A 24,808-nucleotide genomic window follows, 5' to 3' on the forward strand; every position below is an offset into this window, starting at 1 on the left:
AGCATGAACGGGTGACATCATGATCGATTGGTTCTTCCAGACGCTCCGCACCTACCCCGAAATCGCGATCTTCCTCTCTTTGGCGCTGGGCTACTATTTCGGATCCTTCACCTACAAGGGTCTCGGTCTCGGCGCGGTCACTGCGACGCTGGTCGCCGCGGTCATCATCGGCCAGATCGGAATCACGATTTCGGGGCCGCTCAAGCCGTTCTTCTTTCTGATGTTCCTGTTCGCAATCGGTTATGGCGTCGGACCGCAATTCGTGCGTGGCATCGCGCAGGACGGCATTCCGCAGGCGATTTTCGCGGCCGTGGTCTGTGTGTTCTGTCTTCTCTCGGCGTATTTCGGCGCGAAGATCGCCGGCTATGACGTCGGATCGGCTATCGGGCTCTATGCCGGCTCGCAGACGATTTCCGCGTCGATGGGACTTGCGACCGACGCCATCAACCGCCTTGGCCTGCCCGCAGACGAAGCCAAGAAGCTGCTCGATGCCATGCCGGTCGCCTATGCCGTGACCTATATTTTCGGCACGGTTGGATCGGCGATCGTCCTGGCCCTGCTCGGGCCCGCGCTGCTCGGCATCGATCTCGAGACGGCATGCAAGAACTACGAGGAAGAGCATGGCGGCAAGAAGCAGCTGGGCGGCCCGGGGACGGCCTGGCACCAGTTCGATTTGCGCGCCTACCGGGTTCGCGAGCGCGGGCCTGTCGTCGGCAAGACGGTCGAGCAGGCAGAGGCACTGATTCCCGATCAGCGCATCTTCGTCCTCCGGCTGCGGCAAGGCGGAAAGATCGTGGAGGCAACCTCCGACACCGTGATTCACGCCGGCGATGTCGTCGCCGTAGCCGGCCGCCGCGACGTGCTCGTGCAGCTGATCGGCGAGCAGGCGGAGGAAGTGGACGATCGTGAGCTGCTGGCGGTGCCGATCGAGGGCGTCGATGTTTACGTGACCAGCAAGGACGTCGATGGCAAGACGCTGGAGGAACTGGCGAAAGCGCCGGGCGCTCGCGGCGTTTTCCTGCGCAAGATCACCCGGGGCGCGATCGCCACCGAGATCCCGATCCTGCCGAACACGAAGATAAACCGGGGTGACATCGTCACCCTGGTCGGCCGCACGGCCGATGTCGCCGCCGCGACGACCATGCTGGGCCGGCCGGATCGTGCGACCGACATTGCCGACGTCGCGTTCATCGGCGCAGCCATTGCGATCGGCGCCCTTGTCGGCGCCTTCGTCTACAAGATCGGAAGCGTGCCGCTCACTCTGTCCACCTCCGGCGGCGCGCTGATCTCCGGTCTGTTTTTTGGCTGGCTGCGATCCGTGCACCCGACCTTCGGCCGCATCCCGTCACCCACGGTGTGGTTCATGAACTCGGTCGGCCTGAACGTCTTCATTGCCGTGGTCGGCATCTCCTCGGGACCGGGATTTGTCGCCGGATTGCAAAAGCTCGGCTTCAGCCTGTTTCTCTGGGGCGTCGTCGTGACCACGGTGCCGCTGATCCTGGCGATGTTCGTCGGCAAATACCTGTTCCGCTTCCACGACGCGATCCTGCTCGGATGCTGCTCCGGCGCGCGTACGACCACGGCCTCGCTGGGCATGATCAATGACCGCGCGAAGAGCCAGATTCCCGGCCTTGGCTATACCGTCACCTACGCGGTCGGAAACACGCTGCTGACGATCTGGGGCATGGTGCTGGTGATGATGATGACGTAGCCGCGGCGAGCGACGATGTTGAAACGATGGTGATTTGGCTGCAGCAGTTTCTCGTCCGTTATCCGGAGCTCGCACTGTTCCTGGTGATCGCGGCGGGCTACTGGATCGGAAGCTTCAGGATCGGCGCCTTCAGCCTTGGCCCGGTGACGGGCTCGCTGTTCGCCGGCCTCGCGGTCGGCGATTTCGCGCATGTGCCGGTCTCCAGCATGACCAAATCGTTCCTGTTCCTGCTGTTCCTGTTCGGGGTGGGCTATTCGGTCGGTCCGCAATTCGTGCTGGCGATGAAGCGTGACGGGCTGAAGCCGATGCTGATGGCCATTGTCGTGAGCCTCACCGGTCTTGCGGCGGCAATCGTCGTGGCACGCGTGCTGAAACTTGACCCCGGCCTCGCGGCCGGACTTATGTCGGGAGCCCTGAGCCAGAGCGCCGCAATGGGAACGGCGACCGACGCAATCAATGGGCTGCCCGTGTCCGAGGCACAGCGCGCATTGCTTGTCTCGCACATCGCGGTGGCCGATGCGGTCTGCTACATCTTCGGCTATGCTGGCGTGATTACATTCTGCACGATCATTGTTCCGACGCTGCTGAAGATCGATCTGAAGACGGAAGCGCTCAAGCTGGAGCAAACCCTGGGCATCACGCGCGCCAAGCCCGGCCTGGCGTCCGCCTGGCGCAAGTTCGAGCTGCGCGCCTACCGGCTGGATGACGACGCGGCGATCGCCAGGCTAACCGTTGCCGCGGCCGAAGCTCGCGTGCCCGGGCAGCGCGTGTTCATCCACCGCATTCGCCGCGGAGAGCGCATCCTCGAGGCGGAGCCTGGAACGATGCTCGCGGCGGGCGATGTCGTCGCACTGTCCGCACCGCGCCAGATCATCGTGGAGCTGGTCGAACCGCGCGGCGAGGAGGTCGAAGACCAGGAGCTGCTCGATATCCCTCTGATCTCGGCCGACGTGTTCCTGATCAACCCGAAGCTCGCGGGCAGCAATCTCCAGCAGGCCTCGGAACAGACTTGGGCGCGCGGCCTCTATTTGCGCTCGCTGAGCCGGGGTGGCGAGGCACTTCCCATTGCTGCCGGCGTCGTCCTGCAGCGCGGCGATCTGCTTCGCGTCGTGGGTCCTGAACCGGTCGTGCAAAATGCAGCCAAGAGCATCGGCGTTATCGTTGCGCCGAGCACCAGCATCGATTTCGTGGTGCTGGGGCTAGCGATTTTCCTCGGCGGCCTCGTTGGCGTTCTCCTGAGCTTTTCGGTTGGTGGTGTCACGATCTCGCTGAGCACCAGCGTCGGCACCTTGCTCGCCGGACTTCTGGTCGGCTATCTCCGCACCCGTCTGCCAACTTTCGGCCGGATCCCCGACGGCGCGATCAGCCTGATGACGTCGCTCGGACTGGCGGCGTTTGTCGGCCTTACCGGGATTCATGCCGGACCGATCTTCCTTTCCGCGATACGGGAGTCGGGCATCGGCCTGCTTCTGGGCGGCATGATCGTAACCCTGCTGCCCCAGATCGTCGGCTTCTGCTTTGGCCATTTCATCTTGCGCATGAATCCGATCCTCTTGCTGGGGGCGTTGACTGGAGCACAGACGGTCACGGCGGCGATGGCTGCCATTCAGGAGCGCTCGGGTAGCTCTGTGGTGGTGCTCGGCTATACGCCCGCCTATCCGATCTCGAACATTCTGCTGACGACTTGGGGATCGGTGATGGTGGTCGTTTTCGCCGGATGAGCCGTGAGAGCCCAGCCCTCCGCGCCATTGACCTTGTCGGGGCGACCGTTCGACTCAAAAACAAAAACCCAGCAATCCATTGAGATTGCTGGGTTTCCATTGTCGATCTTGGTTGCGGGGATAGGATTTGAACCTATGACCTTCAGGTTATGAGCCTGACGAGCTACCGGGCTGCTCCACCCCGCGTTAAACCGTTGCGTGCCTTGCTGAAAGAGAGCCTGAGCCGGTCGGCCAACGCATCAGATGGCGCCGATCGATCCGTCCGGAGGCTTCCTGAGAAGGCGACCCGGGCCGAAGCCGTCGGGTGCGAGGGGTATGTATCAACGTGAGTGCGGTTTGGAAAGCCCCGGATGCGGGTTTTTGAGGTTTTTGTGACGCCGAAATCTGTGGTTTTCCTAGCAAATTTACCGCCCGGAACCCGCTCTTGCCAGATCACGCGCAAAAGCGGAGCTTGGCGCCCAACAAGATCCGTCAAGGAAACGTCGTCCGAGGGGGAACGCCGAGGGGAACGCCATGGACCGGCCATTGAAGAGCCCGGGGCTGCATGCGCTTGAGGAAGCCTTTCACCGCCAGATCGAGCTGTCACGGAGCGAGCCGGCGCCGACATTGCAGGCGCGGCTCGACCGGTTGCGCCGCCTGCGCGCCGCGCTGACCGAGAACGAGGCGCGATTCGGGGCGGCAATCTCGGCCGATTTCGGCCACCGCTCCACCGTCGAGACCGCGATCGCCGAGACCATGCTGGTGCTCGGCGAGATCAAGCATGCGGCCAAGCACCTCAAGGGCTGGATGGCGCCCGAAAGGATCCCGACCACGGTGCAGTTCGCGCCGGCCAAGAACCGGTTGATCCCGCAGCCGCTCGGCGTGGTCGGCATCATCGCGCCCTGGAATTATCCGCTGCAGCTGACCTTGGCGCCCGCAGTCGCCGCGATCGCGGCTGGCAACCGCGCCATCATCAAGCCGAGCGAATTGGTACCGCGGTTCGCCGAGCTGCTGGCCGAGGTGATCGAGAAGAAGTTCGACACCACCGAGCTCGCGGTCACCGATATCGACGACGACATCGCAAAGGCCTTTGCCGCGTTGCCGTTCGATCATCTGATCTTCACCGGCTCGACCCGGGTCGGCCGGCTGGTCGCGGAAGCCTGTGGCCGCAACCTGACGCCGGTGACGCTCGAGCTCGGCGGCAAGTCGCCGGTGATCGTCGACGGCTCTGCCGATATCGACGAAGCCGCGCAACGTATCGCCTATGGCAAGCTGCTCAATGCCGGCCAGACCTGCATCGCGCCCGACTACGCGCTGGTGCCGCAGGCCGCGGTGCAGCCCTTTGCGATGCGGCTGCAGGGCCACATGCAGCACATGTTCGGCACCGACCCCGCCAACGCCGACTACAGCTCGATCGTCTCGAACCGGCATTACACGCGGCTGGAGGGCCTGGTTGCCGACGCCGCCGCGAAGGGCGCGACCATCATGCAGCCGGCGACGCCGAACGATCCCGAGTGGAAGGCGAGGCGCAAATTCCCGCCCACCGTGATCGTCGACGCCACGCCCGAGATGACCGTGATGCAGGAGGAGATCTTTGGACCGCTGCTGCCGGTCATGGGCATGCGCGACGCGACCGAGGCGATCGCCTTCATCAACAAGCGCGACCGCCCGCTGGCGCTGTACTGGTTCGGCACCGACAACGCCGCCCGCGACGCCGTGCTGACACGCACGGTGTCCGGCGGCGTCACCGTCAACGACTGCCTGTTCCATTTCGCGCAGGCCTATCAGCCGATGGGCGGCGTCGGCGCGTCCGGCACCGGCGCCTATCACGGCGAATGGGGATTCAAGACGCTGACCAAGCTGAAGCCGGTGTTCTACCGCTCGCGCTTCAACCGGCTCGCCGATCTCTATCCGCCCTATGGCGCGAAGATCGCACGGCTGGAGAAGCTGATGCGGTTGTTGTCGTAGCGCGTACGCCGTCATTCCGGGATGGTCCGAAGGACCAGACCCGGAATCTCGAGATTCCGGGTTCGATGCTGGCGCATCGCCCCCGAATGACGAACAAGAACAAGCAAGGGGGAAACGTGACTGACACATTCGATTTCGTGGTGGTGGGCGCAGGCTCGGGCGGCTGCGCGGTGGCGGGGCGGTTGTCGGAGGATGCGGCGACCTCGGTGGCGCTGCTCGATGCCGGCGGCAAGAACGACAACTGGGTCGTCACCACGCCCGGCGCCATCATTCTCATGCTCTCCGGCAAGATCAACAACTGGGCATTCGACACGGTGCCGCAGAAGGGCCTGAACGGCCGCATCGGCTATCAGCCGCGCGGCAAGGGGCTCGGCGGTTCGAGCGCCATCAATGCCATGGTCTATATCCGCGGGCATCGCGCCGACTACGATCACTGGGCTTCGCTCGGCAATACGGGCTGGAGCTACGACGACGTCCTGCCCTATTTCAAGCGTTCGGAGCACAACACCGAGCTCGACGGCGAATATCACGGCAAGGGCGGCCCGCTCAACGTCACGGGTCTGCAGTCCGACAATCCGGTCAAGGAGATGTTCCTGCAGGGCGCGCGCGAGGCGCAGTTCCGGATCCGCGACGATTTCAACGGCGCCGAGCAGGAAGGCCTCGGCATCTACCAGGTGACCCAGAGGAATGGCGAGCGCTGGAGCGCAGCGCGCGGCTACATCCATCCCCACATGGGCCGCCGGCCCAACCTGCGCATCGAGACCCAGGCGCAGGCGACGCGCATCATCTTCGAGGGCAAGCGCGCCGTCGGCGTCGAATACATGCAAGGCAAGCAGAAGAAGGTGCTGCGCGCGCGGCGCGAGGTCATCCTCTCGGCCGGCGCGTTCCAGTCGCCGCAATTGATGATGCTGTCGGGCGTCGGCGACGCCGCGGCGCTCGGCAAGCATGGCATCGCCAGCGTGCATCATCTGCCGGGTGTGGGACAGAACCTGCAGGATCATCCTGATTTCGTATTCGGCTTCGCCTCCGACGCACCTTATTTCTCGGGGCTGTCGTGGGGCGGCATCGGGCGGATCATCAAGGGCATCGGGCAATACCGGCGCGAGCGGCGCGGCCCGATGACCTCGAACGTCGCCGAATGCGGCGGCTTTCTGAAGACGCGACCTGACCTCGACGTCCCCGACATCCAGCTGCATTTCTGCATGGCCATGGTGGAAGACCACGGCCGCAAGCCGCGCTGGGGCACCGGCTTCTCCTGCCATGTCTGCCTGCTGCGCCCGGCAAGCCGCGGCAGCGTGTGGCTGAACAGCGCCGACCCGCTGGCAGCCCCCGCGATCGATCCGAACTTCTTCGGCGAGGACAGCGACATCGAGACCATGGTCGCAGGCTTCAAGATGACGAAGCGGCTGCTCGACGCGCCGGCGCTGCGCGCGCTGCAGCAGAAGGACATGTTCACATCAGATGTCCGCACCGACGACGACATCCGCAGCATCCTGCGGGCGCGCTCCGACACGGTCTATCACCCGGTCGGCACCTGCAGGATGGGCACCGGCGATCCGCTTGCGGTGGTCGATCCGAAGTTGCGCGTACACGGGCTCGAAGCGTTGCGCGTGGTCGATGCTTCGATCATGCCGACATTGATCGGCGGCAACACCAATGCGCCGACCATCATGATCGGCGAAAAGGCCGCCGACATGATCAGGGCGGAGATGCGGGCGGGGTAGCCACTTTGTCATTCCGGGGCGCGACGAAGTCGCGAACCCGGAATCCATTGAGCCGCAGGTTCGGTGGATGAATGGATTCCGGGTTCGCGCTGCCGCGCGCCCCGGAATGACGACTGTGGAAGGGCCGAGTCAAGCCCGGCAATGACGCCCCCGCGAAGCGCCGGCGATGAGGATGATTTCTTTACCGACATCGAATAGGCCGGACATCCATAGGTTGCCGGATTGAAGCGGACGATTGATCACTACAATTGTCCCTGATGTAAGCCGGTTTCATCAACCGGGGGACCGGGAATACCTTTCCATGAACCTCTTCGACATTGTCGTGACCCTCGGGTTGCTGTTCGCGGTGGTCACCGGCTTCACGACGGGCCTGCTGCGCAGCGCGGTCACGATCCTGGCTTATCTCGTCGCCATGCCGCTCGCGGTCGCCGCGATGGCGATGATGGGGCCGCACATCGCGACGCTTCCGTCGTCGCCGTTTCCGCCCAACGGCGTTCTGCTGTTCGGCCTGTTCCTGCTGATCGGCGTCATCCTCGGGAAAATGGCGCGGACGATGCTCGACGACACCATCGGTGCGGAGATCGGGATCGGCGACCGGCTCGGCGGCGCGCTGCTCGGCGCGATCAGGGTCGGCCTCGTCGTGACCACGCTGGTGGTGGTGTTCGATCAGCTGGTGCCGGTTGCCAGGCAGCCGCAATTCCTCAACGGATCGCAGTTGCGGCCGTTGTTCTCCGCGGCCGGACAGGCCGGATTCCGCTCATTGCCGCCCGAAGCCGCTATGGCGATCGAGCGGTTGCGGCGGGAGCAACACATCTAACCCACGGTGCTCGGCCGGCTGTTCCGGTCCGGCATGCACTTATGCATTGCACCTCCCTTACCTGCGCCGCCGGGCTTGGCTAGACTGGCGCCATCAAAACCTTACAAACCGACCCGACATCACAGGGAGTGAAACTCGTGGATCTTGGAATCAAAGGCCGCCGCGCCATCGTCTGCGCATCGAGCAAGGGACTGGGCCGCGCCTGCGCGATCGCGCTCGCCAATGAGGGTGTGCATGTCACGCTGACGGCGCGCGGCGCCGAGGCGCTGAAGCAGACCGCCGACGAGATCCGCAAAGGCCATCCCGCCGTCACCGTCACCGAGATCGTCGGCGACATCACGACCCCGGCAGGACGCGAGGCCGTGCTCAAGGCCTGCCCCGATCCGGACATCCTGATCAACAATGCCGGCGGCCCGCCGCCCGGCGATTTCCGCAACTGGACCCGCGACGACTGGATCAAGGCGATCGACGCCAACATGCTGACGCCGATCGAGCTGATCAAGGCGACCGTCGACGGCATGATGGCGCGCAAGTTCGGCCGCATCGTCAACATCACCTCAGCGGCGGTGAAGGCGCCGATCGAGATCCTCGGCCTGTCCAACGGCGCCCGCGCCGGCCTCACCGGCTTCGTCGCCGGCCTGTCGCGCAAGACCGTGATCAACAACGTCACCATCAACGGCCTGCTGCCGGGCCCGTTCGACACCGACCGTCTGCGCGGCACCGGCAAGGCGGAAGCCGAAAAGCGCGGCCTTTCGATCGAGGCCGTCATGACCGAGCGCGCCAAGCTGAACCCCGCCGGCCGCTTCGGTCATCCCGATGAATTCGGCTACGCCTGCGCCTTCCTGTGCGGCGACAAGGCGGGCTTCATCACCGGGCAGAACATTCTGCTCGATGGCGGCGCCTTCCCGGGCACGCTGTGAGGGCAGTCTGGTACGAGCGGACAGGAGCGGCGCCGACGGTGCTTACCGTCGGCGAGATGCCGACACCTGAGGCCGGCCCCGGCGAGGTCCGCGTTCGCCTCGAGGCCTCCGGCGTCAATCCGGCCGATGTCGGCCGCCGCAGCGGCAACTATCGCGCGATGGAATTTCCACGCGTGATCCCGAACAGCGACGGCGCCGGGATCATCGACCAGGTCGGTGAAAGCGTCAGCCGCTTTGCGGTCGGCGACCGCGTCTGGCTGTTCAACGGCCAGCGCAATGGCCGCGCCTTTGGCACCGCGGCCGAATACATCACGCTCGCCGATTATCTGGTGACGCCGCTGCCGCAGGACGTGTCGTTCGCGGCAGGTGCGACGCTCGGCATTCCCTGCATGACCGCGTGGTGTGCGCTGTTTGCCGACGGTCCGATCGCGGGGCAGACGGTGCTGGTCACCGGCGGCGCCGGCGCGGTCGGCCACTATGCCGTGCAGCTCGCAAAATGGGGCGGTGCCCGCGTCATCGCCACCGTGAGCTCGCAGGCCAAGGACGTGGAAGCGCGGCTCGCCGGTGCCGACACGGTCGTCAACTACCGGACCGAGGACGTCGTCTCGAAGGTGATGGCGTTCGCCGAGAACCGCGGCGTCGACCGCGTGATCGACGTCGATTTCGGCGGCAACCTCGCGACCACGCTGAAGATCATGGCGATGAATTCGACGATCGCGGTCTACGCTACCAACGGCAACCGCACGCCGACGCTGCCGGTGCGCGAATTGATGGAGAAATGCATCACGGTGCGGTCGCTGGTGCTGTTCGCACTGCCGCCGCCACTGCTCGCGGCCGCGCAGGCCGATATCACCAAGTGGCTGGAGTCGGGCGCCCGAGTGCACAACATCGCCGGCCAATTCGCGCTGGCGGAGACCGCCGACGCCCATCTCGCCGTCGAGAAGGGCGACAAGATCGGCACCGTAATCGTCGACTGCGCGCGGTAGTCGCCAGGCTGACGCAGGAAGCGCCGACTTGATCCATTGCGCCGCCACGCGGAAGCAAGCATGGTCCGGCGACAGAGCAACAAAAAACCGGGATACGCCGCATGCAATGGACGATCGGCAAGGTCAAGATCACAAAAGTCGTCGAGCTCGAGACCGTCGGCAGCACACGCTTCATCCTGCCGCTCGCCGGCCGGGAAGAGATCCAGAGCCTGCCCTGGCTGATCCCGCATTTCGCCAACGAGGAGGGCCGGCTGAAAATGTCGATCCATTCGCTGCTGGTTGAGACGCCGGAGCACCGCATCATCGTCGACACCGGGCTCGGCAACGACAAGCAGGGCCGCAATGTACCGACCTGGAACAACCGCAGCGATCCGTTCCTGGAGAAGCTGACCGCGGCCGGATTCGCCCCTGACAGCATCGACACCGTGCTGTGCACGCATCTGCATGTCGACCATGTCGGCTGGAACACCAAGCTCGTCGGCGGCAAATGGGTGCCGACCTTCGCCAAGGCGCGTTACGTGTTCGGCAAGACCGAATACGATTACTGGCGCGACCACAGCGACGATCCCGCCCACGCCGCCGTGTTCGCGGACTCCGTGAAACCAATCGCGGATGTCGGCAAGGCCGAGCTGGTGCCGAGCGACCACCGGCTGACCGAGGAGATCACGCTGATCCCGACGCCGGGTCACAGCCCCGGCCACATGAGCATCCACATCAAGTCCGGCGGCGAGCAAGCGCTGCTGACCGGCGATGCCGCGCATCATCCCTGCCAGATGTATCACCTCGACTGGTCTGCGACCGTGGACTCCGATCCGAAGCAGTCGGCCGCGACGCGGCGCGACTTGTTCTCGCGCTTTGCCGATACGCCGACGCTGGTGATCGGCGGGCATTTCAGCGCCGGCCACATCCAGCGCGACGGCGACGCGTTCCGCTTCATCGCGCTGGGCTGATCGGCCCGAACTGGCCTTGAAATAAGGCTTGGCAGCAATGCAGCGCGCTCATGGCGGTTGAATTTCCGGGCGCGCTGTTCCATGAAGCGTGTCGAGGTATAGCAGTAACAATCCTCAGGACATCGAAGGGAGTGATCAACATGAAGCTTGTTCGTTATGGCGAAAAGGGTGCGGAAAAGCCCGGTCTGATCGACAAATCCGGCCAGCTGCGCGACCTCTCGGCCCATCTGAAGGACCTGACCGGCGACGCCTATTCGCCGGAGTCGCTGAAGAAGCTTGCCGCCCTCGATCCCGCCTCCCTGCCCGCCGTCTCCGGCAAGCCACGCTTCGGCGCCCCGGTCACCGGCATCTCCAAATTCGTCGCGATCGGCCTGAACTATTCCGACCACGCCAAGGAAACCGGCAACCCGATCCCGTCCGAGCCGATCTTCTTCCTGAAGGCCAACACCGCGCTGTCAGGCCCGAACGACGCGGTCGAGAAGCCGCGCGGCTCGACCAAGCTCGACTGGGAAGTCGAGATCGCCGCCATCATTGGCACCCGCGCCAAGTATGTGTCGGAAGCCGACGCGCTGAACCACGTCGCCGGCTACTGCATCTGCAACGACGTCTCCGAGCGCAACTTCCAGATCGAGCGCCTCGGACAATGGACCAAGGGCAAGTCGCACGACACGTTCGGCCCGGTCGGCCCGTGGCTCGCCACCAAGGACGAAATCGCCGACGTGCAGAAGCTGTCGATGTGGCTCGACGTCAATGGCCAGCGCCGCCAGACCGGCTCGACCTCGACCATGATCTTCACCATGGCGAAGTGCATTTCCTACGTCTCGCAGTTCATGACGCTGCTGCCCGGCGACATCGTCACCACGGGCACCCCGCCCGGCGTCGGCACCGGCATGAAGCCGCCGCAATATCTCAATGTCGGCGACGTCGTGACGCTCGGCATCGAAGGTCTCGGCGAACAGCGCCAGGAAATCGTCGCTGCGTGAGTGCGGCGGGAAACCGCACCACCAATGCGTCATGGCCGGGCTTGACCCGGCCATCCACGTCTCAGTCGCCTCGCAACAGTAAGACGTGGATGCCCGGGTCAAGCCCGGGCATGACGGCGGAAAGAATCTTCGCAGGAGTTCTCCATGAAACTCACCTTCTCTCCCGCCTCCCCGTTCGCCCGCAAGGTGCGCATCGCGGCGATCGAGCTTGGCCTGATCGACAAGATCGAGCTGGTGCCGGCCAGCGTCGCGCCGGGACAGGCCAACGATGAATATTCGAAGATCTCGCCGCTGAAGAAACTGCCGGTGCTGATCCTCGACCATGGCGATGTGATTCTCGATTCCTACGTGATCGTCGAATATCTCAACGAGATCGGCGGCGGCCGGCTGATCCCGGGCTACGGCCCGCGGCGCTGGAAGCTGAAGACCGATCACTCGCTGATCAACGGCATGCTCGATTCCATGCTGCTGTGCCGCTACGAGAAGATGGTGCGGCCGCAGGGCTCGCTGTGGCAGGCCTGGTACGACGATCACTGGAACAGGGCCTGGGCCGGCATGGCGCGGTTCGAGAACCGGCCCGACGTGTTGGACGGTTCGTCGTTCGACATCGCGCAGATCGGCCTCGTTTGCGTGCTCGGCTATGCGGATTTCCGCTTCGCCGATTGCGGATGGCGCAAGGCCTATCCCAAGCTCGACGCCTTCTACCAGAGAATGCTGGAGCGGCCGTCGGTGAAGATCTCGGCGCCGCCTGCGGCGTAGCGCAAGAAGCCGGGGAGAAATCACGATGCGCCATCGCTTCCCCCGCCTCTCACGTCTCGGCGCGAGCCTCGCGCTCGCGTTGACGGCCTCAATCGCCAATCTGAGGGCCGACGATATGACCCCTGGACAACAACGCCAGCCTTGCGGATCGCCGGCCGCGCTCGACGACGGCTGGGTGATTGCCTCGCCGGAGAGCGTCGGCATGGATGGTGAGCGTCTGTGCGGCATCGCCGCGCGGCTCAGCCTGCGCAGCAGCGAGGTGCATTCCGTTGTCGTGGCACGTCACGGCAGACTGGTATTCGAGCAGTATTTTGCCGGCATCGACCAGCCATGGGGCCAGCCCGAAGGCCGCACCGAATTCACCGCGACGACCAAGCACGACATGCGCTCGGCAACGAAGAGCGTGACGGCGCTGCTGGTCGGCATCGCCATCGACCGCAAGCTGATCGCCAGCGCCAATGAGCCCGTGGTGAAATTCTTTCCCGAGCATCAACAGGTGAAATCAGCCGGCTGGGACGCAATCACGCTGCACCATTTGCTGACGATGTCATCGGGCATCAAATGGGACGAGACGCTGCCCTGGACCGATCCCAACAACGACGAACCGCATCTCGCTTTCGATGCCGATCCGATCGGCTACGTGCTGGGCAAGCCGATCGCAGCGCCGCCCGACACGCTGTGGACCTACAATGGCGGCGGCACCGATCTGCTCGGCAACATCATCGAGCAAGTCTCCGGCAAATCGCTCGAGGCGTTCGCGCGCGAGACGTTGTTCGAGCCGCTCGGCATCACCGATTTCGAATGGAAGACCTACAAGAACGGCAAGATCGCTGCTGCGTCCGGCCTCAGGCTGCGGCCGCGCGACGCCGCAAAAATCGGCCAGCTCGTGCTCGACCACGGGCGATGGAAGGAGCAGCAGATCGTCCCGGCCGAGTGGATGGACCAGTCGATCGCACCGCACTTCCAGGCGGTCGGCTATTTCGGCGGCACGCTGTTCTATGGCCATCAATGGTGGGTGGGGCGATCATTTGCGGCGGGGAAAGAAATCAGGTGGGCCGGCGCCTTCGGTTGGGGCGGCCAGCGCGTCATCGCCGTTCCCGATCTCGACCTTGTGATGGTGACGACGGCAGCCCAGTACGGCCAACCGAAGGAAGGCCTTGCGGCAATGGATATCCTCACCAACATCATCATTCCCGCCGTGCGCGACGCGCACTAAAGCTTTTTTACGCGTTTTCTTCACGCGGACCGGACTCCACTTCGCTCGAAAACGCTAACGCCGAAGGAATCACCCATGAGCCTGAAATTTGCCGCCGGCGATCTCACTATTCATCGCATCGTCGAGCAGGAGACGACATTCCTGCCCGCGCATGAAATGCTGCCCGGGCTGACGCCGGAAGTCCTCGCGGAGAACCGCGCCTGGATGAAGACCGCAGGCGCGCTGGACGACAACGATACGCTGATCCTGGCGTTCCAGTCCTACATCGTGAAGACGCCGCACCACACCATCCTGATCGACAGCTGCATCGGCAATGACAAGCCGCGGCCGGCGCGGCCGAAATGGAACATGAAGACCGACGACAGCTATCTGCGCGGCCTCGCGGCAGCCGGCTTTTCGGTCGGTGACATCGACTATGTGATGTGCACGCATCTGCACGTCGATCATGTCGGCTGGAACACGCGGCTGGAGAACGGCCGCTGGGTGCCGACCTTCCCGAACGCGCGTTACGTGTTCGACAAGACCGAGTTCGACTACTGGACCGAGACCAACGCGAAGGCCGAGGTGCCGCCATTCGTGGACAGCGTGCTGCCGGTGGTCGAGGCCAAGCGGGCCGAGATTGTCGGCAATGATTTTGCGATCGGCGACCACGCGCGCATCCTGCCGACGCCCGGCCACACGCCGGGCCACGTCGCCTTCAGCTTCGGCCGCGGCAAGGATGATGCGGTGTTCGCCGGCGATTTGATGCACTCGCCGATCCAGACGCATTATCCGGAACTGTCGGCGAAGTTCGATGTCGACCAGGCGCAGGCCGCGACGACGCGGCGGAGTTTCCTGGAGCGCTATTGTGACACCGACACGCTGTGCTGCCCCGCGCATTTCCCCTCGCCCTCGGTCGGCAAGATCAGGCGGAAGGGGAACGGGTTTGTGTGTGAGGTGGCGTAGCCGCCTGTTCTTTACCTCTCCCCGCTTGCGGGGAGAGGTCGGATGGCATCGCAGATGCCATCCGGGTGAGGGGGTACAGGTCGCTCAGCGCATACCGCCCCGCGGATAGAGCCCATCACCCCAACCCTCTCCCCGTGAAGAACGGGGAGAGGGAGCCCGGAAAGACCGGTGCCTCAATCAAACAGGCTCGGTGTGTGGTTCACGACCGCGCCTTCAATCTGCAGCATCTTCAGCTTGGTCACCACGCCGCCATTGGCCGAGAAGCCGCCCGGCTTATTGCCGGCCGCCAGCACGCGGTGGCAGGGCACCACGATCGGGCACGGGTTGCGGCCGAGCGCCTGGCCGACGTCGCGCGACAGCTCGACACCGCCGAGCTGCTTGGCGATATCGCCATAGGTCACGGTCTTGCCGGGCGGGATCTTTCGCGCGATGTCGTAGACGCCGCGGTTGAATTCCGGCACGCCGTCGAGATCGAGCACGATGTCGGCGAGGTCGTTCGGCTTGCCGGCGAGCAGCTCGATCATGCCGTCGATCGCGTGCTGCACCTCGGCCGGCGGCGCCGCCTCGGTGACGTCGCCATTGCGCTGAAAAATCCGCTTCCGGGTCTTCTCCTCGGTGCCCATCGGCAGCTGCACGCCGGTGACGCCGTGCTCGCCCCAGACGACGCCGCAGGCGCCGATCATGGTCTCGAAGATTGCAAAATGCTGGCCGGTCATGGCTCGCTCCGAATGTTCCTTGATATGTCCCTTGGGCTCACGCGCGCGAGCCTGCTGCTGACCTGAAACCTAGGCTTGGAGAATGTTGCTATCCACCCGAATTCCGTGGGAACTTGGGCCAAATCAACAACATCTGCCCCGTTCGCGAGCCCCCAAATGCACAGCCTCCCCGTCAACGGTTTCGACATGCCTTATCTCGATATCGGAGAGGGCCCGCCGCTGGTCTGCGTGCACGGCTCGCTGTGCGATTTCCGGATCTGGTCGGCGGTGCTCGGTCCGCTGACGCGCCGGCACCGGGTGATCGCGGTCAGCCTGCGGCATTTCTTCCCGGCGCATTGGGACGGCGTCGGCGACACCTATTCGATCGCCCAGCATGTCGATGACGTGATCGCCTTCATTGAGAAATTCGACACCAGGCCCGTCGACCTGATGGGGCATTCCCGCGGCGGCCACATCTGCTTCCGTGCCGCACAGCGGCGGCCGGACCTGCTGCGCAAGCTCGTCCTGGCCGAGCCCGGCGGCGAGCTCGACGGCACGCTCGATCCCGACTTCCAGCCCGGCCCCTCGCCGCTTGCGGCGCGGATCGCGGCCTCAGCCGACGTGATTGCCGGAGGCGACATCGATGGCGGCTTGCAGATCTTCTTGGACGCGCTCGAAGGCCCCGGCGCCTGGAAGCGGCTTCCGGCAACCTCCAAGCAACTGCTGCGCGACAACGCGACGACGCTGATCGGCCAGACCCGCGACCAGCGCCCGCCGTTCTCGAAAGCAGACGCGGAAGCGATCAAGACGCCAACGTTGTTCATCGGCGGCGCCAACACCAAGGGTATGCTGCCGAAGGTGCTGCACGCCCTCGCCGCCAATGTGAAGGGCGCACGCACCGAGATGATCCCGGGCACCACGCATCCGATGTTCGAGCAGGCGCCGCAACGATACTGCGAGATCGTGCTGGAGTTTCTGGCGGCGTAGGCAGTGCACCTCCCCCCTTGTGGGAGTGGCATAGGCCGCCTACGGCGGCCGTTCTCAAGAACGCCGAAGCGCAGCTTCGGCTATGTCGCATGCAGCAAAGCGAAATGCGATCCGGGTGAGGGGTCTGTCTCCGCGGAGAGAACACCTCACCCGGCGCGATGCCGCTGCGCTTTATCGCGCCACCCTCTCCCACAAGGGGAGAGGGTGCACCGCCTGCGCGGCAAGAGATTTACTCACACCTTCCAAACACCAACCGGCTGGCGCACCGCGACGTTCAGCCGGTTCCAGACGTTGATCGCAGCGATCCCCAGCACCAGGGATGCCAGCTGCTGCTCGTTGAAATGCTTCGCCGCCTCGTCCCATACCGCATCCGTCACCGGATCTTCGCGGTCGCTGAGCCGGGTCACGGCTTCCGTCAGCGCCAAAGCAGCGCGCTCGGCCTCAGTGAAATAGGGCGTGTCGCGCCAGGCGCCGACCGCGAACAGCCGCTCGTCGGTCTCGCCGGCGCGGCGGGCGAGTTTTGGGTGCATATCGACGCAGACGCTGCAACCATTGATCTGGCTGGCGCGCAGATGGACCAGTTCGAGCAGCTTTTCCGGCAAAGCCTGTTTGGTGCTCTCGCTGAGCGCCTGCAGCGCCTTCATGGCATCGGGAACAACCATCACCGGGTGGTTCATGCGGGCCTTCATCATGTCACTCTCCTGATTTGCTTTTTGACGTCGCCGCGCCGATCTGCTGTCACATCGGCCCACTTTCGTTCGTCATCGCCATGACGGAGCGGACAAAGGGAACGTGACCGATGGACGAGAAAAATTCTCTCACCGAGCAGTTCGAGGCCAACCGGGGCCGGTTGCGGGCGGTCGCCTATCGCATGCTGGGCTCGACCGCCGAGGTCGACGACGCCGTGCAGGAAGCCTGGCTGCGGCTCGGCCGCACCGACGCCGCCGCGGTCGACAATCTCGGGGGCTGGCTGACCACGGTGATCGCCCGCATCTGCCTCGACATGCTCCGCTCGCGCAAATCGCGCCGCGAGGAGCCGATCGGCCCGCACGTGCCGGAACCGGTCGCAGACAATCCGTCCGAGCGCGAGACCGAGATGGCTGATTCCGTCGGCGCGGCGCTGCTCGTGGTGCTGGAAACGCTGGCACCGGCGGAGCGGCTGGCTTTCGTGCTGCACGACATGTTCGCGGTGCCGTTCGATGAGATCGCGCCGATCGTCGGCCGCACGCCGGCCGCGGCGCGGCAACTCGCCAGCCGCGCCCGGCGCCGCGTGCAGGGTGCGCCGCCCGCGCCGGATACCGATCTCGGCCGGCAGCGCGGCATCGTCGAGGCCTTCCTCGCCGCATCCCGTAACGGCGATTTCGAAGCGCTGCTCGCCGTGCTCGCGCCCGACGTCGTGGTCCGCGCCGATCAGGCCGCGCAACGGCTCGGCTCGCTGCCGGTGATCCGCGGCGCCGCAGCGGTCGCCGAAAGCTTCAAGGGACGCGCACAGGCGGCGAGTGCGGCGCTGGTCGACGGCGCGATCGGCGTTGCCGTCGTCTTCGGCGGCGCGCTGCGCGTCGTGCTGCGGGTCACGATTTCAGGCGACAGGATCGCGGCGATCGATGCGACCGCCGATGCCGCCGACATCGAAACACTCGATGTCGAGGTGCTCGATCGCAATTGACGCGGCTGGAGGCTGAAGGGTCGTGATGCTATCGTTTTCCCGCGCCACCAAGGGAGGACAATCATGAAACTGTCCATCAAATTGCTCGCGTCGGCCGGCGTGTTCTCGCTCGCCCTCGCCTCGTCCCCCGCCTTTGCCGCCGCAGATGAAAAGCTGCGCGCGGCCGCCGAGCAGGCCCAGCCGGCCGTGATCGAAAGCCTGCACGACATGGTTCTGATCGAGTCAGGCTCCAGCGATGTCGAGGGCCTGAAGAAGATGGCCGACTACACCGAAGCGCGACTGAAGGCGCTCGGCGCCAAGACCGAGCGGCGCAAGACCACGCGCGGCGCCGGCGCCGACATGGTGATCGGCACCTTTGAAGGCAGCGGCAGCAAGAAGCTGATGCTGATCGCGCATATGGACACCGTCTATGAGCACGGCATCCTCGACACCCAGCCCTACAAGGTCGACGGCAACAGGATCTACGGGCCAGGCATTGCCGACGACAAGGGCGGCATCGCCGTCATCCTGCATTCGCTCAAGATCCTGAACGATGCGGGCTGGCGCGACTACGCCAAGCTCACCGTGTCGTTCAATCCGGATGAAGAGGTCGGCTCGATCGGTTCCGGCGAGATCATCGCCGAGCTCGCCGACCAGCATGATGTGGTGCTGTCCTGCGAGCCCACGGTCGCGCCGCCGGTCGCCAGGAACGAAAGCCTGCTGCTCGGCGCCAGCGGCACCGCCACCGGCACAATGGATGTGAAGGGCAAGGCCTCGCATGCCGGCGCCGCGCCGCAGCTCGGCCGCAACGCGCTGATCGAGCTGGCGCATCAATTGCTGCAGACCCAGGACGTCGCGAAATCGATACCAGGCACGCAGCTGAACTGGACCACCGCAAAGGCCGGCACCGTGCGCAACCAGATCCCAGACCATGCCAGCGCCGGCGCCGACATCCGCCTCACCATTCCTGATGGGGTCGAGAAACTGCAGGCGGCGCTCGACGAGAAGGTAAAGAACAAACTGATCGCCGACACCGAAGTGACGGTGAAGGTCGCGGCAGGCCGTCCGCCCTTCGTGGCAAACGATCGCGGCCGCGCGCTCGCGAAAGACGGACAGGCGATCTACGCCGAGCTCGACCGGAAGCTGGATATCGCCGAGATGACCGGCGGCGCGACCGACGCGGGCTACGCCGCGCGCAGCGGCAAGGCCATCGTGGTCGAAAGCTTCGGCCTCGCCGGCTGGGGCTATCACGCCCGCGACGAATACATCGACACAAACTCGATCGTGCCGCGGCTCTATCTGATGACACGGATGCTGATGGATCTCGGCAAGGCGAAGTAGCGGACTCGAACAAATGGACGTTTCTGCTGCCGATCGACGCACCGGCAGTTCATCGTTCGCGCCTGCGCCCGGGGCCACCCCACCCTCCCCACTGTTCAGACCGGGGAGATGGCGGACGGGTGTTCGGAGACATCGCGGACACTTTCTGGTCCGTGGTCGACATCGGCCTTGCGGGTCCCGCGCTTCGCAAAATCATCCCGTTCTCAGTCACTTAGCGCCATCACAAACTGGAGCCTTGACCGCTCCTGCAACCCGCGGTAGCTTCGCTTTCGAACACAGAATTCCGTATTCCAATTTGGATTGATCGCATGATCCCGTTGGACCCGCTTCCGAACCTGATCGACCAGGTCTACGGCCGGTTGCTCGAAGCGATCATCGACCGCACGCTGCTGCCCGGCCAGCGCATCACCCAGAACGAGCTTGCCGAGAAGCTCGGCGTCTCGCGCCAGCCGATCTCGCATGCGCTGCATCTATTGCATCGCCAGGGCCTCGTCGCAGAGAGCGGCAAGCGCGGCTTCGAGGTGACGCAGCTCGATCCGCGACGCATCCGCGAGCTCTATGAGGTCCGCGGCGCCATCGATGCGCTGGCGGCGCGGCTCGCCGCGAGGCGCGTGAAAGAGGATTCCGTTGCACGCGCGCAGCTCGAAGCCGCGCTCGAAGCCGGACGCACGATCGACGACAGCGTGCCGCTGGCACGCCTGATCGCGCTCGATGTCGACTTCCACAGCGCGATCTATCGGCTCGCCGGCAATTCCGCGATCGAGGAAATGATCGCGCCGCAATGGCCGCATATGCGCCGCTCGATGGCGACCGTGCTCGCCGAGCTGGATTACCGCGGCAGCGCCTGGACCGAACACGAGACCATCGCCGCGCATGTTTTCTCCGGCAATGCCGCAGCCGCAGAAGCCGCAGCGCTGGCACATGCGCAGACTGCAGGACGGATGACGGAAGAGAAGCTGAGAGCGATCGACGTGGCGGCGTGAACAGGATCGTCACGCCGTCGCAAGAGCGAAGACCAATAATCAGAGGAGGAAAGCACCATGAAACTGACCCGAGAGCAGGTCGAATTTTTCCATCGCGAAGGCTGGCTGTTCCTGCCCGAGCTGTTCAGCCAGGAAGAGGTCGACTTCCTCGCGCGCGAGGCGGTCTCGATCTATGACGCCAACCGTCCCGAGGTCTGGCGCGAGAAGAGCGGCGCACCGCGTACCGCCTTCGCCGCGCATCTCTACAACGAGGCGTTCGGCCTGCTCGGCGCGCATCCGCGCATGATCGACCCGATCGAGCAGCTGTTCGGCGAGAAGGTCTACATGCACCAGTTCAAGATCAATGCGAAGGCGGCCTTCACCGGCGACGTCTGGCAATGGCACCAGGATTACGGCACCTGGAAGCGCGACGACGGCATGCCGGAGCCGCGCGCGATGAACATCGCGATCTTCCTCGACGAGGTGATGCCGATCAACGGCCCCTTGATGCTGGTGCCGCAGAGCCAGACCGCGGGCGACCTGAAGGCGTCGCACGATCTCGAGACCACGTCATACCCGCTGTGGACGCTGGACGAAGAGACGGTGACCCGCCTCGTGAAGCAGGGCGGCATCGTCGCCCCGACCGGCAAGCCCGGCGGCATGCTGATGTTCCACGGCAATCTGGTGCATGGATCGAGCGGCAACATCACGCCCTACCCGCGCAAAATCGTCTACCTGACGCTGAATGCGGTCTCGAATTACATCCGCACCCCGACGCGGCCGGAGTACATCGCGCACCGCGACTTCGCGCCGATCCAGACCGTGGCCGACGACGCGCTGCTGCGGCTCGCCCGTGCGCCGCGGCAGGCGGCGGAGTAAGACACGTTCGTGCCCCGGACGCAGCGCAGCGCAAAGCGATGCGCTGCTGAGCCGGGGCCCACACTCTAGTTCAACTTCCTCCATGGGTCCCGGCTCTGCGGAGCAGCACGTCGTGCCGCACCGCGTCCGGGACACGACAACGATCCCGGACATCTTTCATGAACCTGCATCACCTCCTCAAAACCCGCGCCGCCGCCGGCAAGCCGGTTCGTGTCGTCCTGATCGGCGCCGGAAAATTCGGCTCGATGTTCCTGTCGCAGGTGCCGCACACGCCGGGGCTCGAGGTGCCCGTGATCGTCGACCTCGACCGTGACCGCGCGCGCGAGGCGTGCCGGACGGTCGGCTGGGACGACGCGCGGATCGGCGCAACCACCTTCACCGACGACGGCGCGCGCGCGATCGCCGGCGGCGCGTTCGATGTCGTGGTGGAAGCGACCGGCAATCCCGCCGTCGGCATCCGTCATGCCCGCGCGGCGATCACCGCCGGCAAGCATGTCGTGATGGTCAATGTCGAGGCCGACGTGCTGGCGGGGCCGCTGCTCGCCGAAGAGGCGCGCAAGGCCGGCGTGGTCTATTCGCTCGCCTATGGCGACCAGCCGGCACTGACGGCGGAGATGGTCGACTGGGCGCGCGCGACCGGCTTTCGCGTCGTCGCCGCCGGCAAGGGCACGAAGTACCTGCCGGCCTATCATGACGTGACGCCGGAAGGCGTGTGGCAGCATTACGGGCTGACCGCCGGCGAGGCGCAATCTGCCGGCATGAACCCGCAGATGTTCAACTCCTTCCTCGACGGCACCAAATCGGCGATCGAGATGGCGGCGATCGCCAATGCCTGCACGCTCGATGTTCCCTCGGAGGGATTGCTGTTTCCGCCCTGCGGCGTCGACGATCTGCCGCATGTGATGCGGCCGCGCGACAAGGGCGGCGTGCTGGAGAAATCCGGCATCGTCGAGGTGGTGTCGTCGCTGGAGCGCGACGGCCGCCCGGTGTTCCGCGATCTGCGCTGGGGCGTCTATGTGGTGCTGGAGGCGCCGAACGACTATGCCGCGGACTGCTTCAGGCAGTATGGCCTCAAGACCGATTCGTCCGGCCGCTATGCCGCGATGTACAAGCCGTATCATCTGATCGGGCTCGAGCTGAATATTTCCGTGCTGTCGGCGGCGCTGCGCAACGAGCCGACCGGACAGCCGCGCGGCTTCCGCGGCGACGTCGCAGCGGTGGCCAAACGCAACCTGCGCGCCGGCGAGATGCTCGACGGCGAAGGCGGCTACACGGTGTGGGGCAAGTTGATGCCAGCCGCCGCCAGCCTCGCCGCCGGCGCACTGCCGATCGGGCTCGCGCATCGCGTCAAGCTGAAGAACGACGCCGCCCACGGCGCCGTGGTGCGCTGGAGCGATGTCGAGGTCGACGAGGCCAACGACACGATCAAGACGCGCAAGGCGATGGAGAAGGCGTTCTCGCGCTAGCTCTTCCACCTCTCCTCGCTCTTTGCGGGGAGAGGTCGGATCGCATCGGAGATGCGATCCGGGTGAGGGCCGAGGCGCGGCGCTCAACAAGGAGCAAAGTGCTCGCCGGATGGCGGCCCCTCACCCCAGCCCTCTCCCCGCAAGAGCGGGGCGAGGGAGCGGTTGGAGCGTTGCCCTGATGACTACGGCAGCAGCCGGCTCGCCTTCGCCAGCTTGAACCATTTGCGGAACATCGCTTCCGTATCCATCATCTCGGTGAAGCCGGCCTGATTGATCTTCACCGTCGAGACGATCGAGGGCGGGCCGGACTCGGTCTGCCCGTAGCGCATGCTGTAATCGGCATATTGGAACGACAGGCCGACGAAGTCTTCGAGGCCAGGTGCGATCAGATCGTGCTTCTTCCGCAGCTCGTCCCATACTGCGATCCATTTTGGATATTCCTGCGCCAGCGACAAAGGCACGTGCCGGCCCGGCGCCATCTCAAGCGCATCTGATACCGCCGGCCAGATATTCTCCCAGGTGAAGACGTCGCCGTTGGTGACGTTGAAGGCCTCGTTGCGCGCAGCCTCCGCATCGCCCGACCAGGCGATCGCGCGCGCCAAGAGATCGACGTCGACCGCCTGCGCGACCCGCGGCGCGCCGCCGGGATAATCCAGCGGCCTGCCCTGCTCGCGCAGCACCGCGGCATAGACGCCGAGCGGCGGGATCAGGTCCATCGCGCCGCCCATGGCTTCGCCGATGATCAAGACCGGGCGCAGGATGCTCCAGTGCCAGTCCTTGCCCCACTGCAGCTCGCGCAAGAAATTCTCCTGCGCCCAATAGAAATTCGGCTGCTCGTACATCTCCGAACGGCCCTCGCGCGCCGGCACCGTGAGCGGCCGGACGTGCACGCCGTAGGCCTTGGTGCCCTGCAGCAGCGCGACATGCTTGAGATCGGGCGCGACGGGCTCGAGCACGCCCATCAGATTGCGCAGCATCCGGTCGTTGGTTGCGATCTGCCCGGCATCGCGCCAGCCATCGACCAGGCTCGGGGCTTCATAAAGCGCGGCATAGATCAGGTGGGTCGCGCCACCGAGCTCGGCCGCGGCGCGGCTGCAATCCTCCGCGCTGGCGAGATCGATCGGCACGTACCGCGCGCCGTGGAGATCGCGCGGCTTGCGGCGCGACAGCGCAATGCGCTCGCAATCTCCGGATGCGCCGAAGTGTCGCAAGGCGGCGCTGCCTACGAGGCCGGTCGCGCCGGCGACCACGACTTTCTTGGCGGCCATGTCTTCGAACTCCCATCAATCCACCTGTCCTGCGTAGCAGATCGCAGCAAGGGCGCCAGCGTCCGTCGCCGCGATCTGCCGGACGAAATCCGTCTGCGCCCGATTTCCTTCGCACCTGCGATGAAGGCAGGCGCTTGATTTCCTCCGGCAAACGATCATCCTGACCGGTGGAACCAGAGACTCGGATTTCCACGGACAAGAGCCCGTCGAGGGCCGCCGGACACACTCACCACAGCAACGTCGATCGATCGGCGAAGAAAAGACGACACCAAGATCGTTCCCTTGTCGAGCTATCGGCAAACAGGAGGGAATTGCATGAAGCGTCGTGAATTCTTGAAAGCAGGCGGCGTCGGCCTGGCTGCGACGGCGGTCGCGGCACCGGCGGTCGCACAATCGATGCCCGAAGTCAGATGGCGGCTCGCGGCTAGCTGGCCGAAAGCGCTCGATACGCTCTATGGCGGTTGTGAATTCTTCTGCAAGCGCGTCGCCGAGATCACCGACAACCGTTTCCAGATCCAGCCCTTCGCCTCCGGCGAGATCGTGCCCGGTTTGCAGGTCCTGGACGCCGTCTCCAACGGCACGGTCGAGATGGGCAACACTGCCCTGTATTACTACTGGGGCAAGAATCCCGCCTTTACGTTCGGCACGTCGCTGCCGTTCGGCCTCAACACCCGCCAGCATATTTCCTGGCTGCAGTGGGGCGGCGGCACCGATCTGCTCAACGACCTGCTCAAGGAATACAATTGCCTCGGCATTCCGACCGGCTCGACCGGCGCCCAGATGGGCGGCTGGTTCCGGAAGGAGATCAAGTCGATGGCGGATTTCCAGGGGCTGAAATTCCGGGTCGGCGGCTTCGCCGGCACCATCATCGCCAAGGTCGGCGGCG

At 65.0% G+C, this 24,808-nt stretch carries 23 protein-coding genes and 1 tRNA gene (1 of these 24 only partly in view); 19 read left to right on the forward strand and 5 right to left on the reverse strand.

Features of this window, described 5'->3' with window-relative positions:
• Window positions 1-19 precede the first annotated feature (19 nt).
• Window positions 20-1,711 (forward strand): aspartate-alanine antiporter, encoded by a 1,692-nt coding sequence (gene aspT / locus V5279_RS39920; protein ID WP_338692321.1) that lies wholly within the window; start codon window positions 20-22, stop codon window positions 1,709-1,711.
• Here the strand turns inward: aspT and V5279_RS39925 are convergent.
• The gene (locus tag V5279_RS39925) at window positions 1,648-1,902 is read right to left on the reverse strand and encodes a hypothetical protein (RefSeq protein ID WP_338701895.1); all 255 of its coding nucleotides are present in this window, start codon (window positions 1,900-1,902) and stop codon (window positions 1,648-1,650) included. The genes aspT and V5279_RS39925 overlap by 64 nt on opposite strands.
• Between V5279_RS39925 and V5279_RS39930 the strand changes: the two genes are divergently transcribed.
• A complete protein-coding gene (locus V5279_RS39930) occupies window positions 1,795-3,432 on the forward strand; it encodes an aspartate-alanine antiporter (protein WP_338701653.1) in 1,638 nt (545 codons plus the stop codon). The genes V5279_RS39925 and V5279_RS39930 overlap by 108 nt on opposite strands.
• 109 nt (window positions 3,433-3,541) lie before the next feature.
• On the opposite strand, the gene V5279_RS39935 is transcribed toward V5279_RS39930, so the two are convergent.
• A tRNA-Met gene (locus tag V5279_RS39935) sits at window positions 3,542-3,618 on the reverse strand.
• A 327-nt stretch (window positions 3,619-3,945) separates the two neighbouring features.
• Here V5279_RS39935 and V5279_RS39940 point away from each other — a divergent pair.
• The 10 genes from V5279_RS39940 to V5279_RS39985 all read left to right on the forward strand — a co-directional run bounded on the left by V5279_RS39940 (window position 3,946) and on the right by V5279_RS39985 (window position 14,679).
• Entirely contained in the window at window positions 3,946-5,379 is a 1,434-nt protein-coding gene (locus tag V5279_RS39940; RefSeq protein WP_338692322.1) for a coniferyl aldehyde dehydrogenase, read from the forward strand.
• A gap of 116 nt (window positions 5,380-5,495) precedes the next feature.
• Window positions 5,496-7,103 carry a choline dehydrogenase gene (locus tag V5279_RS39945; protein ID WP_338692323.1) on the forward strand — a complete coding sequence of 536 codons (1,608 nt, stop codon included), beginning with the start codon at window positions 5,496-5,498 and terminating at the stop codon, window positions 7,101-7,103.
• Window positions 7,104-7,404: 301 nt separating this feature from the next.
• Window positions 7,405-7,920, forward strand: coding sequence for a CvpA family protein (locus V5279_RS39950; RefSeq protein WP_338692324.1), 516 nt, complete (start codon window positions 7,405-7,407; stop codon window positions 7,918-7,920).
• A gap of 137 nt (window positions 7,921-8,057) precedes the next feature.
• The gene (locus tag V5279_RS39955) at window positions 8,058-8,840 is read left to right on the forward strand and encodes an SDR family oxidoreductase (protein ID WP_029079681.1); all 783 of its coding nucleotides are present in this window, start codon (window positions 8,058-8,060) and stop codon (window positions 8,838-8,840) included.
• A gap of 38 nt (window positions 8,841-8,878) precedes the next feature.
• Window positions 8,879-9,826: an NADPH:quinone reductase gene (locus V5279_RS39960; protein WP_338692325.1), complete on the forward strand. Its 948-nt coding sequence runs from the start codon at window positions 8,879-8,881 to the stop codon at window positions 9,824-9,826.
• Between the two features lie 101 nt (window positions 9,827-9,927).
• A complete protein-coding gene (locus V5279_RS39965) occupies window positions 9,928-10,776 on the forward strand; it encodes an MBL fold metallo-hydrolase (protein WP_166299331.1) in 849 nt (282 codons plus the stop codon).
• A 140-nt stretch (window positions 10,777-10,916) separates the two neighbouring features.
• Window positions 10,917-11,759 (forward strand): fumarylacetoacetate hydrolase family protein, encoded by an 843-nt coding sequence (locus V5279_RS39970; protein ID WP_338692326.1) that lies wholly within the window; start codon window positions 10,917-10,919, stop codon window positions 11,757-11,759.
• Between the two features lie 144 nt (window positions 11,760-11,903).
• Window positions 11,904-12,518, forward strand: a complete 615-nt coding sequence (locus tag V5279_RS39975; protein ID WP_338692327.1) for a glutathione S-transferase family protein — start codon at window positions 11,904-11,906, stop codon at window positions 12,516-12,518.
• 25 nt (window positions 12,519-12,543) lie between these two features.
• On the forward strand, window positions 12,544-13,734 hold the full coding sequence (locus V5279_RS39980) for a serine hydrolase domain-containing protein (protein WP_338692328.1): 1,191 nt from the start codon (window positions 12,544-12,546) through the stop codon (window positions 13,732-13,734).
• 75 nt (window positions 13,735-13,809) lie between these two features.
• The gene (locus V5279_RS39985) at window positions 13,810-14,679 is read left to right on the forward strand and encodes an MBL fold metallo-hydrolase (RefSeq protein WP_338692329.1); all 870 of its coding nucleotides are present in this window, start codon (window positions 13,810-13,812) and stop codon (window positions 14,677-14,679) included.
• A gap of 173 nt (window positions 14,680-14,852) precedes the next feature.
• On the opposite strand, the gene V5279_RS39990 is transcribed toward V5279_RS39985, so the two are convergent.
• On the reverse strand, window positions 14,853-15,395 hold the full coding sequence (locus tag V5279_RS39990; RefSeq protein ID WP_166299336.1) for a methylated-DNA--[protein]-cysteine S-methyltransferase: 543 nt from the start codon (window positions 15,393-15,395) through the stop codon (window positions 14,853-14,855).
• A 156-nt stretch (window positions 15,396-15,551) separates the two neighbouring features.
• On the opposite strand from V5279_RS39990, the gene V5279_RS39995 reads away from it, so the two are divergent.
• Window positions 15,552-16,361, forward strand: a complete 810-nt coding sequence (locus tag V5279_RS39995) for an alpha/beta hydrolase (RefSeq protein ID WP_338692330.1) — start codon at window positions 15,552-15,554, stop codon at window positions 16,359-16,361.
• Between the two features lie 233 nt (window positions 16,362-16,594).
• On the opposite strand, the gene V5279_RS40000 is transcribed toward V5279_RS39995, so the two are convergent.
• Entirely contained in the window at window positions 16,595-17,050 is a 456-nt protein-coding gene (locus V5279_RS40000; protein WP_338701655.1) for a carboxymuconolactone decarboxylase family protein, read from the reverse strand.
• Between the two features lie 110 nt (window positions 17,051-17,160).
• Here V5279_RS40000 and V5279_RS40005 point away from each other — a divergent pair, with 110 nt between their 5' ends.
• From V5279_RS40005 to V5279_RS40025, 5 genes are all read left to right on the forward strand, one after another.
• Complete coding sequence (locus tag V5279_RS40005; RefSeq protein WP_338692331.1) at window positions 17,161-18,027, forward strand: sigma-70 family RNA polymerase sigma factor; 867 nt, start codon at window positions 17,161-17,163, stop codon at window positions 18,025-18,027.
• Window positions 18,028-18,090: 63 nt separating this feature from the next.
• Window positions 18,091-19,347 (forward strand): M20/M25/M40 family metallo-hydrolase, encoded by a 1,257-nt coding sequence (locus V5279_RS40010; protein ID WP_338692332.1) that lies wholly within the window; start codon window positions 18,091-18,093, stop codon window positions 19,345-19,347.
• Between the two features lie 308 nt (window positions 19,348-19,655).
• On the forward strand, window positions 19,656-20,330 hold the full coding sequence (locus V5279_RS40015; RefSeq protein WP_338692333.1) for a GntR family transcriptional regulator: 675 nt from the start codon (window positions 19,656-19,658) through the stop codon (window positions 20,328-20,330).
• A gap of 57 nt (window positions 20,331-20,387) precedes the next feature.
• Window positions 20,388-21,188, forward strand: coding sequence for a phytanoyl-CoA dioxygenase family protein (locus V5279_RS40020; RefSeq protein WP_338692334.1), 801 nt, complete (start codon window positions 20,388-20,390; stop codon window positions 21,186-21,188).
• A 158-nt stretch (window positions 21,189-21,346) separates the two neighbouring features.
• A complete protein-coding gene (locus V5279_RS40025) occupies window positions 21,347-22,654 on the forward strand; it encodes an NAD(P)H-dependent oxidoreductase (protein ID WP_338692335.1) in 1,308 nt (435 codons plus the stop codon).
• 182 nt (window positions 22,655-22,836) lie between these two features.
• Here V5279_RS40025 and V5279_RS40030 read toward each other — a convergent pair whose 3' ends face one another.
• Window positions 22,837-23,922, reverse strand: coding sequence for an NAD-dependent epimerase/dehydratase family protein (locus V5279_RS40030; RefSeq protein ID WP_166299341.1), 1,086 nt, complete (start codon window positions 23,920-23,922; stop codon window positions 22,837-22,839).
• A 315-nt stretch (window positions 23,923-24,237) separates the two neighbouring features.
• Between V5279_RS40030 and V5279_RS40035 the strand changes: the two genes are divergently transcribed.
• Window positions 24,238-24,808 carry the 5' portion of a TRAP transporter substrate-binding protein gene (locus V5279_RS40035; protein WP_166299342.1) on the forward strand. Its footprint extends 518 nt past the window's final position, so 571 of the gene's 1,089 nt are visible here — the first part of the coding sequence; it begins with the start codon at window positions 24,238-24,240; the stop codon falls past the right edge of the window.

This window comes from Bradyrhizobium sp. 26S5 (assembly GCF_036923295.1).
Taxonomy (GTDB): domain Bacteria; phylum Pseudomonadota; class Alphaproteobacteria; order Rhizobiales; family Xanthobacteraceae; genus Bradyrhizobium; species Bradyrhizobium septentrionale.

Coding starts and splice junctions, on each gene's coding strand:
- aspT (WP_338692321.1), top strand. CDS start 20: ATGATCGATTGGTTCTTCCAGACGCTCCGCACCTACCCCGAAATCGCG.
- V5279_RS39925 (WP_338701895.1), bottom strand. CDS start 1,902: ATGCGCGAAATCGCCGACCGCGAGGCCGGCGAACAGCGAGCCCGTCAC.
- V5279_RS39940 (WP_338692322.1), top strand. CDS start 3,946: ATGGACCGGCCATTGAAGAGCCCGGGGCTGCATGCGCTTGAGGAAGCC.
- V5279_RS39950 (WP_338692324.1), top strand. CDS start 7,405: ATGAACCTCTTCGACATTGTCGTGACCCTCGGGTTGCTGTTCGCGGTG.
- V5279_RS39965 (WP_166299331.1), top strand. CDS start 9,928: ATGCAATGGACGATCGGCAAGGTCAAGATCACAAAAGTCGTCGAGCTC.
- V5279_RS39970 (WP_338692326.1), top strand. CDS start 10,917: ATGAAGCTTGTTCGTTATGGCGAAAAGGGTGCGGAAAAGCCCGGTCTG.
- V5279_RS39975 (WP_338692327.1), top strand. CDS start 11,904: ATGAAACTCACCTTCTCTCCCGCCTCCCCGTTCGCCCGCAAGGTGCGC.
- V5279_RS39980 (WP_338692328.1), top strand. CDS start 12,544: ATGCGCCATCGCTTCCCCCGCCTCTCACGTCTCGGCGCGAGCCTCGCG.
- V5279_RS39985 (WP_338692329.1), top strand. CDS start 13,810: ATGAGCCTGAAATTTGCCGCCGGCGATCTCACTATTCATCGCATCGTC.
- V5279_RS39990 (WP_166299336.1), bottom strand. CDS start 15,395: ATGACCGGCCAGCATTTTGCAATCTTCGAGACCATGATCGGCGCCTGC.
- V5279_RS39995 (WP_338692330.1), top strand. CDS start 15,552: ATGCACAGCCTCCCCGTCAACGGTTTCGACATGCCTTATCTCGATATC.
- V5279_RS40000 (WP_338701655.1), bottom strand. CDS start 17,050: ATGAAGGCCCGCATGAACCACCCGGTGATGGTTGTTCCCGATGCCATG.
- V5279_RS40005 (WP_338692331.1), top strand. CDS start 17,161: ATGGACGAGAAAAATTCTCTCACCGAGCAGTTCGAGGCCAACCGGGGC.
- V5279_RS40010 (WP_338692332.1), top strand. CDS start 18,091: ATGAAACTGTCCATCAAATTGCTCGCGTCGGCCGGCGTGTTCTCGCTC.
- V5279_RS40015 (WP_338692333.1), top strand. CDS start 19,656: ATGATCCCGTTGGACCCGCTTCCGAACCTGATCGACCAGGTCTACGGC.
- V5279_RS40020 (WP_338692334.1), top strand. CDS start 20,388: ATGAAACTGACCCGAGAGCAGGTCGAATTTTTCCATCGCGAAGGCTGG.
- V5279_RS40025 (WP_338692335.1), top strand. CDS start 21,347: ATGAACCTGCATCACCTCCTCAAAACCCGCGCCGCCGCCGGCAAGCCG.
- V5279_RS40030 (WP_166299341.1), bottom strand. CDS start 23,922: ATGGCCGCCAAGAAAGTCGTGGTCGCCGGCGCGACCGGCCTCGTAGGC.